The 14386-nt window shown below is 31.6% G+C and carries 17 protein-coding genes; 6 read left to right on the top strand and 11 right to left on the bottom strand.

All coding sequences use genetic code 11. From position 1 onward, the window contains the following. The first annotated feature begins 1 nt into the window (after position 1). Entirely contained in the window at positions 2 to 430 is a 429-nt protein-coding gene (gene moaC, locus CELLY_RS07920; RefSeq protein WP_013621145.1) for a cyclic pyranopterin monophosphate synthase MoaC, read from the top strand. Between the two features lie 119 nt (positions 431 to 549). Continuing rightward, a complete protein-coding gene (locus CELLY_RS07915; protein WP_013621144.1) occupies positions 550 to 852 on the top strand; it encodes a hypothetical protein in 303 nt (100 codons plus the stop codon). A 1-nt stretch (position 853) separates the two neighbouring features. On the opposite strand, the gene CELLY_RS07910 is transcribed toward CELLY_RS07915, so the two are convergent. Continuing rightward, positions 854 to 1795 (bottom strand): NAD-dependent epimerase/dehydratase family protein, encoded by a 942-nt coding sequence (locus tag CELLY_RS07910; RefSeq protein WP_013621143.1) that lies wholly within the window; start codon positions 1793 to 1795, stop codon positions 854 to 856. Between the two features lie 152 nt (positions 1796 to 1947). On the opposite strand from CELLY_RS07910, the gene CELLY_RS07905 reads away from it, so the two are divergent. Beyond that, a complete protein-coding gene (locus CELLY_RS07905) occupies positions 1948 to 2451 on the top strand; it encodes a hypothetical protein (protein ID WP_013621142.1) in 504 nt (167 codons plus the stop codon). Beyond that, a complete protein-coding gene (locus CELLY_RS07900) occupies positions 2444 to 2932 on the top strand; it encodes a nuclear transport factor 2 family protein (protein WP_013621141.1) in 489 nt (162 codons plus the stop codon). The genes CELLY_RS07905 and CELLY_RS07900 overlap by 8 nt, the downstream gene beginning before the upstream one ends. Before the next feature lie 72 nt (positions 2933 to 3004). On the opposite strand, the gene CELLY_RS07895 is transcribed toward CELLY_RS07900, so the two are convergent. Beyond that, a complete protein-coding gene (locus CELLY_RS07895; RefSeq protein ID WP_013621140.1) occupies positions 3005 to 3703 on the bottom strand; it encodes a hypothetical protein in 699 nt (232 codons plus the stop codon). Between the two features lie 385 nt (positions 3704 to 4088). Further along, positions 4089 to 5300, bottom strand: coding sequence for a GTPase HflX (gene hflX / locus CELLY_RS07890; RefSeq protein ID WP_013621139.1), 1212 nt, complete (start codon positions 5298 to 5300; stop codon positions 4089 to 4091). 119 nt (positions 5301 to 5419) lie between these two features. Here hflX and CELLY_RS07885 point away from each other — a divergent pair, with 119 nt between their 5' ends. Then, positions 5420 to 6355: an endonuclease/exonuclease/phosphatase family protein gene (locus CELLY_RS07885; protein WP_013621138.1), complete on the top strand. Its 936-nt coding sequence runs from the start codon at positions 5420 to 5422 to the stop codon at positions 6353 to 6355. An 8-nt stretch (positions 6356 to 6363) separates the two neighbouring features. On the opposite strand, the gene CELLY_RS07880 is transcribed toward CELLY_RS07885, so the two are convergent. Next, positions 6364 to 7077 (bottom strand): 3'-5' exonuclease, encoded by a 714-nt coding sequence (locus CELLY_RS07880; RefSeq protein ID WP_013621137.1) that lies wholly within the window; start codon positions 7075 to 7077, stop codon positions 6364 to 6366. 123 nt (positions 7078 to 7200) lie between these two features. Between CELLY_RS07880 and CELLY_RS07875 the strand changes: the two genes are divergently transcribed. Next, on the top strand, positions 7201 to 7944 hold the full coding sequence (locus CELLY_RS07875; protein ID WP_013621136.1) for a hypothetical protein: 744 nt from the start codon (positions 7201 to 7203) through the stop codon (positions 7942 to 7944). Positions 7945 to 8000: 56 nt separating this feature from the next. On the opposite strand, the gene CELLY_RS07870 is transcribed toward CELLY_RS07875, so the two are convergent. The 7 genes from CELLY_RS07870 to CELLY_RS07840 form a co-directional block, all read right to left on the bottom strand. Continuing rightward, positions 8001 to 8471, bottom strand: a complete 471-nt coding sequence (locus tag CELLY_RS07870) for a methylated-DNA--[protein]-cysteine S-methyltransferase (RefSeq protein ID WP_038507360.1) — start codon at positions 8469 to 8471, stop codon at positions 8001 to 8003. Continuing rightward, complete coding sequence (locus CELLY_RS07865; RefSeq protein ID WP_013621134.1) at positions 8471 to 9634, bottom strand: CNNM domain-containing protein; 1164 nt, start codon at positions 9632 to 9634, stop codon at positions 8471 to 8473. Before CELLY_RS07865 ends, CELLY_RS07870 begins: the two co-directional genes overlap by 1 nt. Before the next feature lie 119 nt (positions 9635 to 9753). Continuing rightward, on the bottom strand, positions 9754 to 10023 hold the full coding sequence (locus tag CELLY_RS07860; RefSeq protein ID WP_013621133.1) for a CBU_0592 family membrane protein: 270 nt from the start codon (positions 10021 to 10023) through the stop codon (positions 9754 to 9756). A 100-nt stretch (positions 10024 to 10123) separates the two neighbouring features. Beyond that, positions 10124 to 11002, bottom strand: coding sequence for an AraC family transcriptional regulator (locus CELLY_RS07855; RefSeq protein ID WP_013621132.1), 879 nt, complete (start codon positions 11000 to 11002; stop codon positions 10124 to 10126). 85 nt (positions 11003 to 11087) lie between these two features. Continuing rightward, on the bottom strand, positions 11088 to 12002 hold the full coding sequence (locus tag CELLY_RS07850) for a sialate O-acetylesterase (RefSeq protein ID WP_013621131.1): 915 nt from the start codon (positions 12000 to 12002) through the stop codon (positions 11088 to 11090). Positions 12003 to 12179: 177 nt separating this feature from the next. Continuing rightward, positions 12180 to 13478 (bottom strand): hypothetical protein, encoded by a 1299-nt coding sequence (locus CELLY_RS07845; protein ID WP_013621130.1) that lies wholly within the window; start codon positions 13476 to 13478, stop codon positions 12180 to 12182. An 80-nt stretch (positions 13479 to 13558) separates the two neighbouring features. Further along, positions 13559 to 14308, bottom strand: coding sequence for a hypothetical protein (locus tag CELLY_RS07840; RefSeq protein WP_013621129.1), 750 nt, complete (start codon positions 14306 to 14308; stop codon positions 13559 to 13561). Between the last annotated feature and the right edge of the window lie 78 nt (positions 14309 to 14386).

Below are 14386 nucleotides of genomic sequence, written 5' to 3'. Positions count from 1 at the left end.
AATGGTAGATATTACACACAAAGCTATTACGCTTAGAACAGCTGTTGCACAAGCTGTAGTTAAAGTAAGTTCACAAGCAACTATAGATGCTATTAATACTAAAACTGTACCTAAAGGAGATGTTTTTGCTATGAGCAAAGCTGCTGGCTTACTTGGTGTAAAAAAAACACCAGAATTATTGCCAGATTGCCACCCTTTACCAATTGAGTATACAGATATTAGCTACCAAATTAATGATCTAGAAATTACAGTGTTAATTACGGTAAAAACAAACTACAAAACTGGCGTAGAGGTAGAAGCCATGCACGGCGCAAGTGTTGTGGCGTTAAATATGTACGATATGCTAAAACCTATAGACAAAGGCATAGAAATACACCATATAAGGCTTTTAAAGAAAACTGGTGGTAAGTCTGACATTACCAACACGTAAAATAACACTTACTACAATTTACATGCAATTAACTTTATTGGTTTTGCATTTTTAAGATAATAAACTAATTTTAGTAACTCGCATACTGCGTGTATTACAATTCTCTAAATATATTAGTTATGAATAATCTTAAACGGGTAATTGTAGATTTTAAAAAGCTAACTCCCGAAGTCTTAAAATTATTGGTAGAGCGTTATCCGGCAGGATATGGCGATAATGATATTATTGTTTTTAAAAACGCCAAAAATGAAACCATAGAAGCTGTAGAAGTATTAACTAACAACACTAAATACCTTGTGAAAATTAGTGCCAAGCTAGAGCATACTATGGAAAATTATGACGAGGATGACTATGAGGACTTTAGTAATGATAACCCCACAGCCATCCCAGACATAAATTTAAACTCTAGTAATGATGAGTAATTTAGTTCGCTAAATTCTTTAACATTGTTTCTGTGGTTTTTTCTAAGTCAAATTCTGCTTTCCACCCCCAATCTTTTTCTGCTGTAGAAGCATCAATACTTTGCGGCCAAGAATCTGCTATTTCTTGTCTAAAATCTACATTATAATCAATTTTAAACTCTGGTATTTGTTTTTGTATGCTTGCAGCAATTTCTGTTGGCGTAAAACTCATTGCTGCTAAGTTGTATGATGAGCGTTCTTTTATGTTTTCTGCTTCAGTTTCCATAATAGAAACAGTAGCTCTAATAGCATCATCCATAAACATCATTGGCAGTTTTGTGTCTTCAGACAAAAAACAAGTATATGTCTTGTCCTCTAATGCTTTATGGTATATTTCTACTGCATAATCTGTAGTTCCGCCACCTGGCTGTGTTTTCCAACTAATTAACCCTGGGTAACGCAAACTACGTACATCTACACCATATTTACTATGGTAATAACTACACCAACGCTCACCAGATTGTTTACTAATACCATAAACTGTACTTGGTTCCATTATAGTATTTTGTGGTGTATTTTCTTTTGGCGTATTAGGTCCAAAAACTGCAATACTAGATGGCCAAAATATTTTATTAATTTTTTTGTCTTTTGCTAAGTTTAAAACATTAAAAAGAGATCCCATATTTAAATCCCATGCACGCATAGGAAACTTTTCTGCAGTAGCACTTAACATAGCAGCCATAAGGTATACCTCTTCTATTTCATAATGCATCACAACATTTTCTATAGCCTTATAATCGGTAGCATCTAAAAGCTCAAAAGGTCCGCTAGACATAAGATCCTCACCACCCTCTCTAATATCACTAGCAACTACATTATCGTTACCATGTTTTTCTCTTAAAGCTAAAGTAAGCTCTGTACCTATTTGCCCACAGGCACCTATAATTAAGATAGATTTTTGCACAATAATTGGTGTTCTAAAGTTAGGCTACAAAGATATATTTATTAAATTAACTTTAGTGGTAATTACATATTTACTACTTATTTAACTAAATTTATAAATGAATTGAAAGTGAACAAACTTCTTATCTTATTCTTTTTTTATACTTTCGTCTTATGAAGAGATTTTTCCTTTTTTTTATATTGATTTTTAGCGTTATTTCTTGCAAAAATACCAAGAAAGAAACCGTAAAAGAAGCGCAAGTTTTAGATGAAATTACTTTTAATGCTAAAAAGCTACCAAAAAAAATAAAGCTAGACCCCAAAGTAATTCCTGTTTTAGAAAATTGGCAAGAGTATAAAGATTTTAATACTGCCATAGATGGTATGTACAAGGCAGAAAATGATGAAGACTTACGTTTAACTTTAGACCAAATTATTGAAGCTCAAAAAAAGTTAGAAAAATCTGCTTATCCTGAAGAGTTTAACAAACCTCATATTAAAAGTAGGCAAACTGTTGTTAAAACCTACACCTTAAAAACTAAGGCAGCAATAGAGTATAGTTTAGATGTTTTAGAACCAGCCTCTGAGCTAATTGTTGCTTACAACAACTTTAGAAACCAGTTTAACATTATTGCTAACAATACTTTAGACACTAATTTAATTTTAGAAAATGAATAAAAAGCTATTATTACTTATTATGCTAGTTGCAAGTTTACAAGTAACTGCTCAAAAAACTGAAATTAATACGGTTGTAGATGCTTGGCATAAGGCTGCCGCCGATGCTAATTTTGATACTTACTTTGGCTTAATGACAAAAGATGGTGTTTTTATAGGTACAGATGCAACAGAAAACTGGCAAAATAAAGATTTTAGAGCTTTTGCTAAACCTTATTTTGACAAAGGAAAGGCGTGGAGTTTTACGGCTCTAGAACGCAATATATATCTAGATAAATCTAAAAAAATTGCTTGGTTTGATGAGTTGCTAGATACCCAAATGGAGATTTGCCGTGGTTCTGGTGTTCTTAAAAAAGTAAAAGGAAAATGGAAAATAGCTCACTATGTTTTATCTATTGCCATACCAAATGATAATGTTAGTAAGGTGGTTGAACTTAAAAAAGATAAAGACCTAGAGCTAAAAAAGCAATTAAAACAAAAATAAAAGCTAAAAAATATAAGACAATAAAAAAAGGAGTGCTAACAGCACTCCTTTTTTTATTCTATAATGGTACTATTATTTTTTAGGTGTCTCTACATCTGCCTTTCTTGCCTCAATAGCTTGCTTGCTTAAGCTAGCCAAGTTAAAGTTAGGCGCAATTGCTAATGCTTCATTAATTAATGCCAAAGCAACATCTGGTTTAGACTGGTCATTGTTATACTCAATTAATGCTTTTAAATGTAAAAAAGCTGCTTTAATAGGCACTTCATAAGGTTGTTGTCTTTCATAAAAAGCATATTTCATATCATCTTTAGCATTAGCCAAACCATACTCAATATTAACTAAAGCACCTGCCTTGTCTCCTGTTTGTATTTTTAAATCTGCCAACTCATACGCTAAAAAAGTATTAGGTGTTCTTTTGTTTAAAATTTCAAACTGGGCTATAGCTCTTTTTACATCTCCTAAAGCTTTTAAAGCTAAAGCTCTTACTTGTACAGCAAGGTTAGAGTCACTGTCTTTTGTATCTACACCAATTACACGCAATGCTTGCATATTTTGGTTACTGTTTACATATAAAAATGCCAAAGTATCTTTACGTGCCTCACTAGGTTCCAAAACATTTAGGTGTGTAATGGCATTAATAATACCTTGTGTATCTCCTTGAGACTTCATTTGCTTGTAAAACGCTTTATAATGCGTTAATAAGTCGCTCTTAGTTTGTGCACCCATACTTACCGTAAAAAGCAACACAACTGCAATAATTATCTGTTTCATTCTCATATTTTTAGTGAGTCAAAACTATAAAAATTATTCAAGTAAACACTAAAAAAACATACAAGGAAGGTTATAATACTAAAAAAGCCCTCTAAAGAGGGCTTATAGGTTAAATTTGATAATAAGATTTGGGATCTTTTTATATCATTTTTATGAAAAGGCCAGATTTGGGAAAAAAGGCGTTTTAATATCGTTTGTGCAATTTTAAAATTTAGATTTTTACAACCCTTATTTCTTAATTACAGTGTAAAGATATGGCGAACCTTAAAAGTCTGGCAAATTATGTTGTGAACATGCTCTATTCTGTTGTATAAAAAATAAGCGGTTCATTTTATCCGATAAAGTGCGCTTTTCTAGATAAATAGTAATTTATTTACGCTAACATTTAATATTCATCTAAATGCTCTGGGTATAAAAAGTTGTTGTAAGGAAAACGCGTTACGTGTATGTCTCTAACCTCATCATAAACCCTTTTTCTAAACGTATCTAAATTTTCATTATTTAATGCAGATATAAACAAAGCCCTATCGCCTACTTTCTGCATCCACGTTTTTTTCCACTCTTCTAATGTAAAATGTATTTTGGTTTTTTCGGTTACCAAATCATCATCATCTATAGTCTCATGTGTAAACTGATCTATTTTATTAAAAACAATAATAGTTTTTTTGTCATCAGCCTTAATTTCTTCTAAAATTTTATGTACAGATGCAATGTGGTCCTCAAAATTAGGGTGTGATATGTCTACAATATGCAATAACAAATCTGCCTCCCTAACCTCATCTAAAGTACTTTTAAAACTTTCTACAAGTTGTGTTGGTAATTTTCTAATAAAACCTACAGTATCACTTAATAAAAATGGCAAGTTCCCCAATACAACTTTACGTACAGTAGTATCTAATGTTGCAAATAGTTTATCTTCAGCAAAAACATCACTTTTACTTACCACATTCATTAATGTAGATTTACCTACGTTTGTGTAGCCAACCAAAGCAACTCTAACTAAAGCTCCACGGTTACCACGTTGGGTTTCCATTTGCCTATCAATTTTAGACAGTTTCTTTTTAAGTAACGTAATACGGTCACGTACAATACGCCTATCTGTTTCTATTTCTGTTTCACCAGGACCGCGCATACCAATACCACCTTTTTGACGCTCTAAGTGTGTCCATAAACCTGTTAATCTTGGTAAAAGGTATTCATACTGTGCCAGTTCTACCTGTGTTCTAGAATAGCTTGTTTGCGCACGTTGGGCAAAAATATCTAAGATAAGGGTTGTTCTATCTACTATTTTACATTTTAAATGGCGCTCTATATTACGCTGCTGGCCAGGTGTTAGCTCATCATCAAAAATAACAGAACCAATTTTATGTTCTTCTACATACTGTGCAACCTCATCCATTTTACCACTACCTATATATGTTTTAGGATTGGGCTTATCTATTTTTTGTACAAAACGCTTGTAAACTTCTCCTCCGGCAGTGTAGGTTAAAAACTCTAGTTCATCTAAATATTCTTTTACCTTTTGCTCTGTTTGTGTGCTACTTATAACTCCTATAAGTACCGCTCTTTCATATTCTACGACTTTCTTCTCTAGCATATGTTTAATTTATAATGCAAATCTAATCAATACTTGCTAAGCTATTTTTGTATTTTAGCATCTAATATTAAAAAGTAAACACTTTTTTTACTACTTTAAAATAAAAAAATAAGATTAATTTGGTAACAATTGCCTTTTACAATTTAGAAAATCTGTTTGATACTATTGATGACCCCACAACTTTAGATGATGATTTTACTCCTAAAGGTGAAAAAAGATGGACAAATAATAGGTACAAGAAAAAGGTTTTTAAACTCACAAAAACCATATCGGAAATAGGAACACATAACACAAAAGAACCTCCTGTACTTATTGGTATTGCAGAAGTGGAAAATGAAAATGTTGTTAAAGACCTTGTTACTAATAGTAATTTAGAACGTATAAATTATGATTACGTGCATTATGATTCTCCTGATGAGCGTGGCATAGATACCGGATTAATTTACAATAAAGATTATTTTACGGTTTTACATTCTGAGCCTATACACGTACATATTATAAACACTAATGGCGATGTAGATAATACAAGAGATATACTTTATGTACACGGTAAATTAAATGGTGAAGAAGTACACGTTTTTGTAAACCATTGGCCATCTAAAAGAGAAGGCAAAATTACTACAGATTATAAGAGAATTGAAGCTGCAAAAGTGCTTATTAACTTTATGGCTAAAATTGAAGAAAAAAATCCAAACCCTAATTACATAGTTATGGGTGATTTTAATGATAGTCCAAAATCTGATAGCATACAAACATTAATGGATACAAATAAGTTTTACAACCCCAGTGAGCATTTACTAACTTTTGAGAAAGGGAGTGCCAGCTACAAGAGAAAATGGAGCTTATTTGATCAAATAATTATATCTCATAGTTTTTTAAATTATGAAAAAGGAACGCATAGTTTTTTAGAAGCTAATATTTTTGATGAGCATTTTTTAACCGAGTTTGACGGCAAGTTTAAAGGCACACCATTTAGAACATATGTTGGCCGTAAATACGTTGGTGGTTACAGTGATCATTTTCCTGTTTTTATACAGCTTAAATACAATGAGTAACTAGTGGTTTACACTCGTTTAATTTCATCATCTACCAATAAGTCCTCATTGCGTAGCCTAAGAAAAACTTGGGCTATTGCAATAACATCCAATTCGCAATACTTTACAATACGGTCTATATTATTATCTATATAAAAAACATCCCTAACCATACTACCATCAATATCCTCTTTAGGTGATGGTACACCAAGCACATTGGTCATTAGCTTTAATGAAGTGTAATGCTTAAAGTCTCCAAATTTCCAAAGTTCCATAGTGTCTATATGCGGCACCTCCCAAGGTTTTTTACCAAATAAATTAAGTTTTGGTGGTAAATCTATACGGTTAATAACCATACGCCGCGCAATGTAAGGAAAATCAAACTCTTTACCATTGTGTGCGCACAAAACGTATTTAGGTGATGCAAAATGCGTGGTTAACAGGTTTTTAAATTCTTTTAGCAGAATATCTTCTTCTCCAAAAAAAGTAGTCACTCTAAAATTACGTACATCTCCTTTAGTGTTAAAATACCCTACAGATATACATACTATTTTACCAAATTCTGCCCAAATACCTGCCCTATCATAAAATTCTTCAGGCGTAAAGTCGTCTTGCCTTTTATAGGCTGTTTTTTGTGCCCATAGTTCTTTTTTTTCATCTGTCATTTGGTTATAATACTCATACTCAGGCACTGTTTCAATATCTAAAAAAAGCACATGTTCCAGATTAATTTTATGAAGCATAGTTATGGTTTAGTGTTAAAAGAAAACTGAATATAAGTATAAATAACCGTTTATCGAAATATACTATTCTTAGTCAATAAAATCTTACAAATACAGTTAATTAAAAAAACAACTTACATACTTATGAAATTAAAATTATTACCATTGGCCTTAATTGCTGCAACATTTTTTTCTTGTTCTAGTAGTGATGACACCAATAATGTAGATGATACAGAAAGTTCTGAAGAACAAAACACTAACTGTAGTGAAATTGAGAACTATGTTTTTATTGAAAAAGATGGTCTTATTAGCGTGGAGTTTGAAAACGCTGTGTTTACAGATAACTGGACTCAAAAAAATGACGGGAACAACGTATCTGGAAAAGGATATATGGTTTGGGAAGGAGATCAATACTTAGGAAAACCTGGAGAAGGTTTGGCTACGTATAGCATTAAAATTACCAATCCGGGTACATACCGTTTTATGTGGAAATCTGCCGTAAAAAAAGGAGATAGCGGATCTGACCATAATGATACTTGGTTACGTTTTGCAGATGCAGATGATTTTTTTGGCAAAAAAGAAGGTAGCACAGTATACCCAAATGACACAGGTAAAACTCCAAACCCTGAAGGATCTTCTAAAGACGGTTGGTTTAAAGTATACCGAAGTGGTAACGATTTAGATTTTAAATGGCAAGCAAGTACCTCTGACAATGATAGTCATCCTATTTTTGTAACCTTTAACAACGCTGGTACATACACTATGGAGGTATCTGCAAGATCTTCTGGGCACGCTATAGATAAATTTGTTTTATTTGAAGAGAGTATAAAACAATCTGACGCCACAGCAGATGATGTAAAATCTAGTGAAATTACGTGTAAAAACTAAATACTTATTATAGTAGGTAAAGGAGTCAATTTTTATAAGTTGACTCTTTTTTTATTTTAAAATAAAGAGGTTTGTGTAACAGGACTCTCATGCTCTAACAACCATTTTTTACGGTGTAAGCCGCCTGCGTAACCTGTTAAAGAACCATCACTACCAATTACTCTATGACAGGGAACCATAATCCACAAGGGATTTTTACCATTTGCAGCTGCAACAGCTCTTATAGCTTTTGGATCTCCCAAAATTTTAGATAATTCTAAATAAGAATATGTTTTACCGTACGGTATTTGTAAAAGCGCATCCCATACTTTTTTTTGAAAATCTGTACCAGCAGGATTTAAAGTTAAACTAAACGTAGTGCGTTCTCCTCTAAAATATTCTTGTAGTTGGTAAACAGCATCTTCAAGCACTTCTGGAATTACTTCCGTTATTTCGCCATCATCAAAAACAGAAATTACAGAAAGTCCGTCTTCATCGCCTTCTAATTTAGCAATACCTAACGGAGTCTTTATGTAAGCTGTTTCTATCATTTTGTATCTTCAGCAGCATCTGGTTTTGTTTCAGAAGTATCTGTTTTACCATCTTCTTCAACAATTAGCCCCATTTTTTTAGCTCTGTTCTCCCAATTTTTTCTGGCCAGAGATTGTAGATCCGCAATATGGTCGCTCTCATCCATAATCTCCATTCCTAACAAAGTTTCTATAACATCTTCCATAGTAACCAAACCACTTACGGAGCCATATTCATCTACAACCAAAGCAACGTGTTCTCTCTTCTTTATAAACGTTTCAAACAACTGCGGAATAGGTGTATTACGTTCCGTTGCTAAAATTTCTCTTTTTATACTAGACAAAGGAGAATTCCCGTTTTTATTAATAACCTCTTCTAATATATTATCTTTTAATACAAAACCAGTTATATTATCTAAAGAGCCACTGTATATTGGAATTCTAGAAAAACGCATTTTAGGATTAGCTTCATAAAACTCCCCTATTGTAGCTGTTTCTGCCGCAGATTTTAAAACCGTACGTGGCGTCATTATATGCTTGGCTAAAATTTCATCAAACTCTAATAAATTACGTATAATTTTAGATTCAGATTCCTGAAAAACACCTTCTTCATGTGCAATATCTGCCATAGTTGTAAAATCTTCTCTACTTAACACACTACCGTGGTGCTCTTTACTTCCAACTAATTTAGTAAACACTTGCAATAACCAAAGTAGGCCTGTATATTTTAAAATTAAGACCATTATTTTTAATGCCTTTGTTGTAAAATTTGCTAGTTGTTTCCAGTACGTTGCACCAATAGTTTTAGGTATAATTTCTGAGGCTACTAATATTAAAATTGTCATTAAAGTAGACACAATACCAACCATTAAATCTTCTGTAAAAGTAACGCCAAAAACACTAGTTGTTGCAGTACCATACATTTCTGCATAGGCAACTTTTGCTTGTACACCCACTAAAATTGCACCAACTGTATGTGCAATTGTATTTAATGTTAAAATAGCAATTAACGGTTTATCAACATCTTTTTTTAAAGCCTCTAATTCTGTTGCAAAGCTTTTACCCTCTTTCTTTTTAACGTTTATAAATGTAGTAGTAACACTTAATAAAACCGCCTCTAGTATAGAGCACAAGAATGAAAAGAATACCGAAATAAATGCGTAAAATATTAAAAGACCCATAGTATATGATTAGATTACGAAAATAGCAAAAAGTTAGCAGTTCTATGTAATTAAAAATTACTAGTAAAGTAATACTACTTTGTAAAATATCAAAAATAAAAAAAACAGGGTATAATAATTTACATTTTAAATTTTGGCTTAACAAAATAGCGTTGTTTCTTTTTTGTTCTGTAAATAGTTAAGGTAGCCATAATGCACCAAATTAAATTAGAAACAAATGATGGTATAGCATTATAATAATAGCAGTTTATGGCTATTAAAAGTGCTCCAAAAAGATTTAAGTACTTAGCATAGTTAACGTACTTATTGTTTTCTATAAGTGTAATCCCATAAGCAAGGATTAAAAAGCCAGAACCTGACCAACCTAATACATCAATTAACAATTTCATTTTTACTAATTTGTTTCATTTATTGGGGTTAAATTATGAAGCAAATTTGCGCTATCAGGAGTTATGTATTATGATACAAATACGGCTAAAAATGGTAATTTTACGCCAGTAGTATTTTTTTTCTAAATTCGGTTGGTGTAAAGCCTTGGTGTTTTTTAAAATATTTTACAAAATTTGTAGGCTCCTCAAAACCAATTCTGTAGCCAATTTCTTTTACGCTATCCTCTGTGTGCACTAGCAAACGCTTTGCCTCTAATATTACCCTGGCATCTATCATTTGTTTAGGCGTAATATCCATTACTTTTAATGTAGCTGCATTTAAACGTTTTTGAGTTACGTTTAGTTGGTCTGCATACTTGCTTACCGATTTTTGCTCAATAAAATTTTTATCTAACAAGTCTCTAAACTTAATTACGCAATCTATATCTGGCCCCTTATTTATTTTTTTACTATGCTGATTTTGCCTTTCTCTTTCTGATAAAAGTAAAATATTCTGAAGGTAATTTCTAAGTATATCAGATTGGTAATTATCTATACTCGCCCGTAGTTCTTCTTCTATAAATTGAAAAAGACCTGTATAAATAGATGTAAGTTTGTGCACTTGTATGGTAGAGATAGAATACAGATCGTTAAAAAGCATGTTACTTCTTAAAAACTTTGTGTCTTCATCGGTCTTACAAAAAAAGTTATCTGTAAACAGTAAAACTACACCCTCTACTGCCACATCCGCATCAAAACATTGTACACTATTTTTATCTACAAATAAAATTGAGTTTGGTTTAATGTCTATAGGGTTAAAATCTACCATATGTTTGGGATTTCCTTTTTTAAACCATATAATTTGATAAAAATCTGCTCTGTGAGGAACTATTAAATCATCAAAAAAATTGTTGTACAAGTCTGCAAGGTTTACCAACTCAAACTCTTGTGGCAAACCTTCTTTAAAACCATGTTTTTGAATTACTGATGGTGTAGACATCTATTTACAACTTAAAAACCAAAAGTATGGTATTTTATGTTAGTATTAAAACATTACTAACGTTGTAATATAATGTGGTTGCTTTTTACTTATACTTAAGTTGTAGCATTTTCTGAGCGTATCTTTTTCCTAATTCTCGTACTCCGGCAGAATTAAAATGCACGCTATCTTTACGTGCCTCGCATTCTTTAGAAGAAATAATATGTGCAGTTGGGACTACACTTGGCAATGTATTAACTATTGGATTCATACTTGCACATTTACCTCCTTGATCTTCGTGTACCATTTCACCAGCCAGCAAAGGTACTTCTGCTGCGTTTAATGATAAATCTGCTAACATATTGTTGTAGATAGTAGCTACGTAAGATGGCCATTTTTCATCACCTGTATTGCTTTCTCCTTGGTGTAAAAGAATACCTTTTATAACACCTCTCTTTTGCGCTTGCTTAGCCAATTGTATTAAATGGTTATATGGGTTACCGCCATATGCTTTAATTTTATCTGCAAACCAATCTTCTTTATAAGTATCATCATAATTGGCATAAATTTCTTTATCAAATAACCTAATATCAGATCCGCCAACAGCAACATTTACAAGACCTATACTAATACTATCTGCTAAATTGTTAACCATTGTTTTGCCAAAATAATCTGCAGGAGATAAACCTGTGTAACATTGAGTTAAAGGAGCTACAGCCGTATACCATTCCCCTTTTTTTCTTTTAAGATTATCACAATCTAAAGACTGTAATACTTTAAAACGGCTGTTCTCCAATAAATCTTTCTTTTGTATAGTTGCAGAACCTTCCATATTAGACTGCCCAAAACATAAATAAATATGAAAATTTGGATTAAAATCTAAACTACTATCCTTTGCAATAGTAGGTTCTGTATTTTTAGTGTTAAAAGTAGTTGTAGTTAATGTTGCTGGTAAAAATGCAGTGTAAGAAGTAAACAAAAATGCAGCTAAAGCAATGTATTTTATAAATGTAAATTTCATTGTTTCAATATATTAAGCACCAACAATCTTAATTATTAGTTAACAACGAATGTAAAAATTTTAACAATTAAAAAATTAGTAAATTATGCGATATATTGATACTTTCATGAAAAAAAAACAAAGCGTAATACTAGTTTTAAAACTCATACTACGCTTTTAAAAAAGATAATTTGTAGCTTAATCTAACAACCCTTTTGTTTTGTCCCAAAGACCTTCACCCTGTTTTAACAGCTCTTCTCCTGTTTTCTCTAAATTTTCAGAGCTTGTATACTTATTGTAATTTTTTATAAAGCTGTTAAAATTTTCTATAGCAGTAAACATTTCTTTAGTGTGTGGTACGTTTTGCTCTTCCATTAACTTTTGCCAATCTACCTCTGCTAAAAGAGACAGCATATATTTGGTTGCTATTTTGCTTAAAAAGTATTTATCATAAAAACCGTTTAATACTTTACCTGGCTCTCTATTTTTTACATATACTATAGACTCACCTAACCTTTCTTTTTCTTTAGCTGAAAGCAAATCACTTGTTTTTAATTTTTTTAAAGCAGCTATGGCTTTATCATTTTTTTCTTTTTTAAGATATAAGTAAGACTCTATAGACCAAATTACCTCATTATCTAATCCTATTTTTTTTGAGTCTTCTAAAAACATTTCAAAATCTTCTAATGCACGTTCTTCATCTATATCTCGTTCCATCATTAGCCTATCAAAACCTCTAAATAAATGATTTAAAGAGTGCAAACCAATATGGGTTTGCTCATTATTTAGATTTCCCCACTGGAACATAGCTCTTGTGTATGGCAAGTCTACACCCTCATTAGCATTTAACCAATCTATGTTTCTAGATATTTCATCTTCAGATAAGTAGTATAGTTTTTTCTCAAAAAATAAAAAGCCTCTAAAATATTGCAAAAGTGTTTTTATTTCAGAGTCTGGCAGCAATTCTGGTTTAGTTTTAGAACATTCATACAAAGAGACCTCTTTACCAATATCTCTACTTAAAATAACAATTGCACTTAAAACTGAATGCTCTATATTCTGCACATACTCTTTTTCTTTACCAGCTAAAATTTTTTTTCCTTGTGTATTAGATGCATTAAAAGCTTCTAACAATGTAGGAAACTCATCCTCATCAGTCTCCATAATAAAGTTTTCCATTTTTTTGTAATCTCTATAAATAGAAATGTAATCTAAAACAGATAAACTCTCTTGGTCATTAGAGTTGTACTTAGAAATTTTAGAGAAAACCCTATCTAAATCCGACTTAAACTCTGCAAATTCTGGAGAAACAGTGTCTTTTGCCACAGATGCTCTAATTAGTATTTTTCCAAATTTATAGGATAACACCTTGTCAGAGTCTATACTAGCTACAAGAGTTTTTTTGTCTTTAGCCAACAATTCTTCATCAGTTTTATCTCCGCCAAAACAGCTATTAAATAGTATTACAATTAATAATAGTAGTAGGTTTTTTTTCATAGATAATTTTTAAGATTGATGCAGTAAGGTGTAAAATTAAAAGAATAGTTTATACAATTATACCCTGTTAAAAGGGATTATTAAAGTTTACCTTCTCTTAGCTTATCAGACAGCTGACTTAAACCTATTACATTACTTATTTCTCCATTTTTAACCACAAATAGATCTTCACATAAAAGTTCACAATTCTGCTTGTTAGTTAATATCATATATGTATGAATGTCTATAAATTGATATATATGTTTGGTGTCTAGCAAATAAGAACAAACATAAATAAGCCCTTTTCTTGGAATAGAAACCAATAGCTCATTAGAGTTTAGCATTTTGTGAGCCTCTAACATATGTTTTCTACTCAATATTTTTTCACTTGAAAGCGGAGTAATTCTGGCTGATAAAATATCATACTCATTTTTTTCATCAGTGAAATCCCAATACATAAAAGGCAATTCTAAATTATCCAAATTGGTTATGCTATGTTTATCAAGCTTTTTAAAGTCTTTTTCAGTTTTATTACTTGTTTTTAAATGAAAAACATCTATTTCTCCGTTTGCATGCTCTTTGCTTTTATCCATCATTACAAAAGCCTGTACAGTAGGAGCATAAATATCTTCTGATTCATAAAAAACCGAAACTAAATCATCGGTCAAATCTATTTCTTTTGTTTTTTTAGAAACCAAATACGGATAAACCATTGTATAATCCATTTCCAAATTATCAGTAATAACTTCTTTTTCAAGAGTTCTTGCTTGTGTATTAGCTGTGGGCTTTTTACGCAAATTTGTGGGTTCTGCAGGGCCAAGTCCTAAAATATTTCTTAAAAACTGTATCATATATATTGTGTTAGCACATTAAATAAGGGTATTAAACAAGACTAAACTATATATTTTTATAGGACTGCTATAATACGC

Origin of the sequence: Cellulophaga lytica DSM 7489 (assembly GCF_000190595.1) — a bacterium.
Lineage (GTDB): Bacteria > Bacteroidota > Bacteroidia > Flavobacteriales > Flavobacteriaceae > Cellulophaga > Cellulophaga lytica.
Note: the sequence above shows the minus strand (reverse complement) of the source record. Positions and strands in the feature narration are given on the sequence as shown.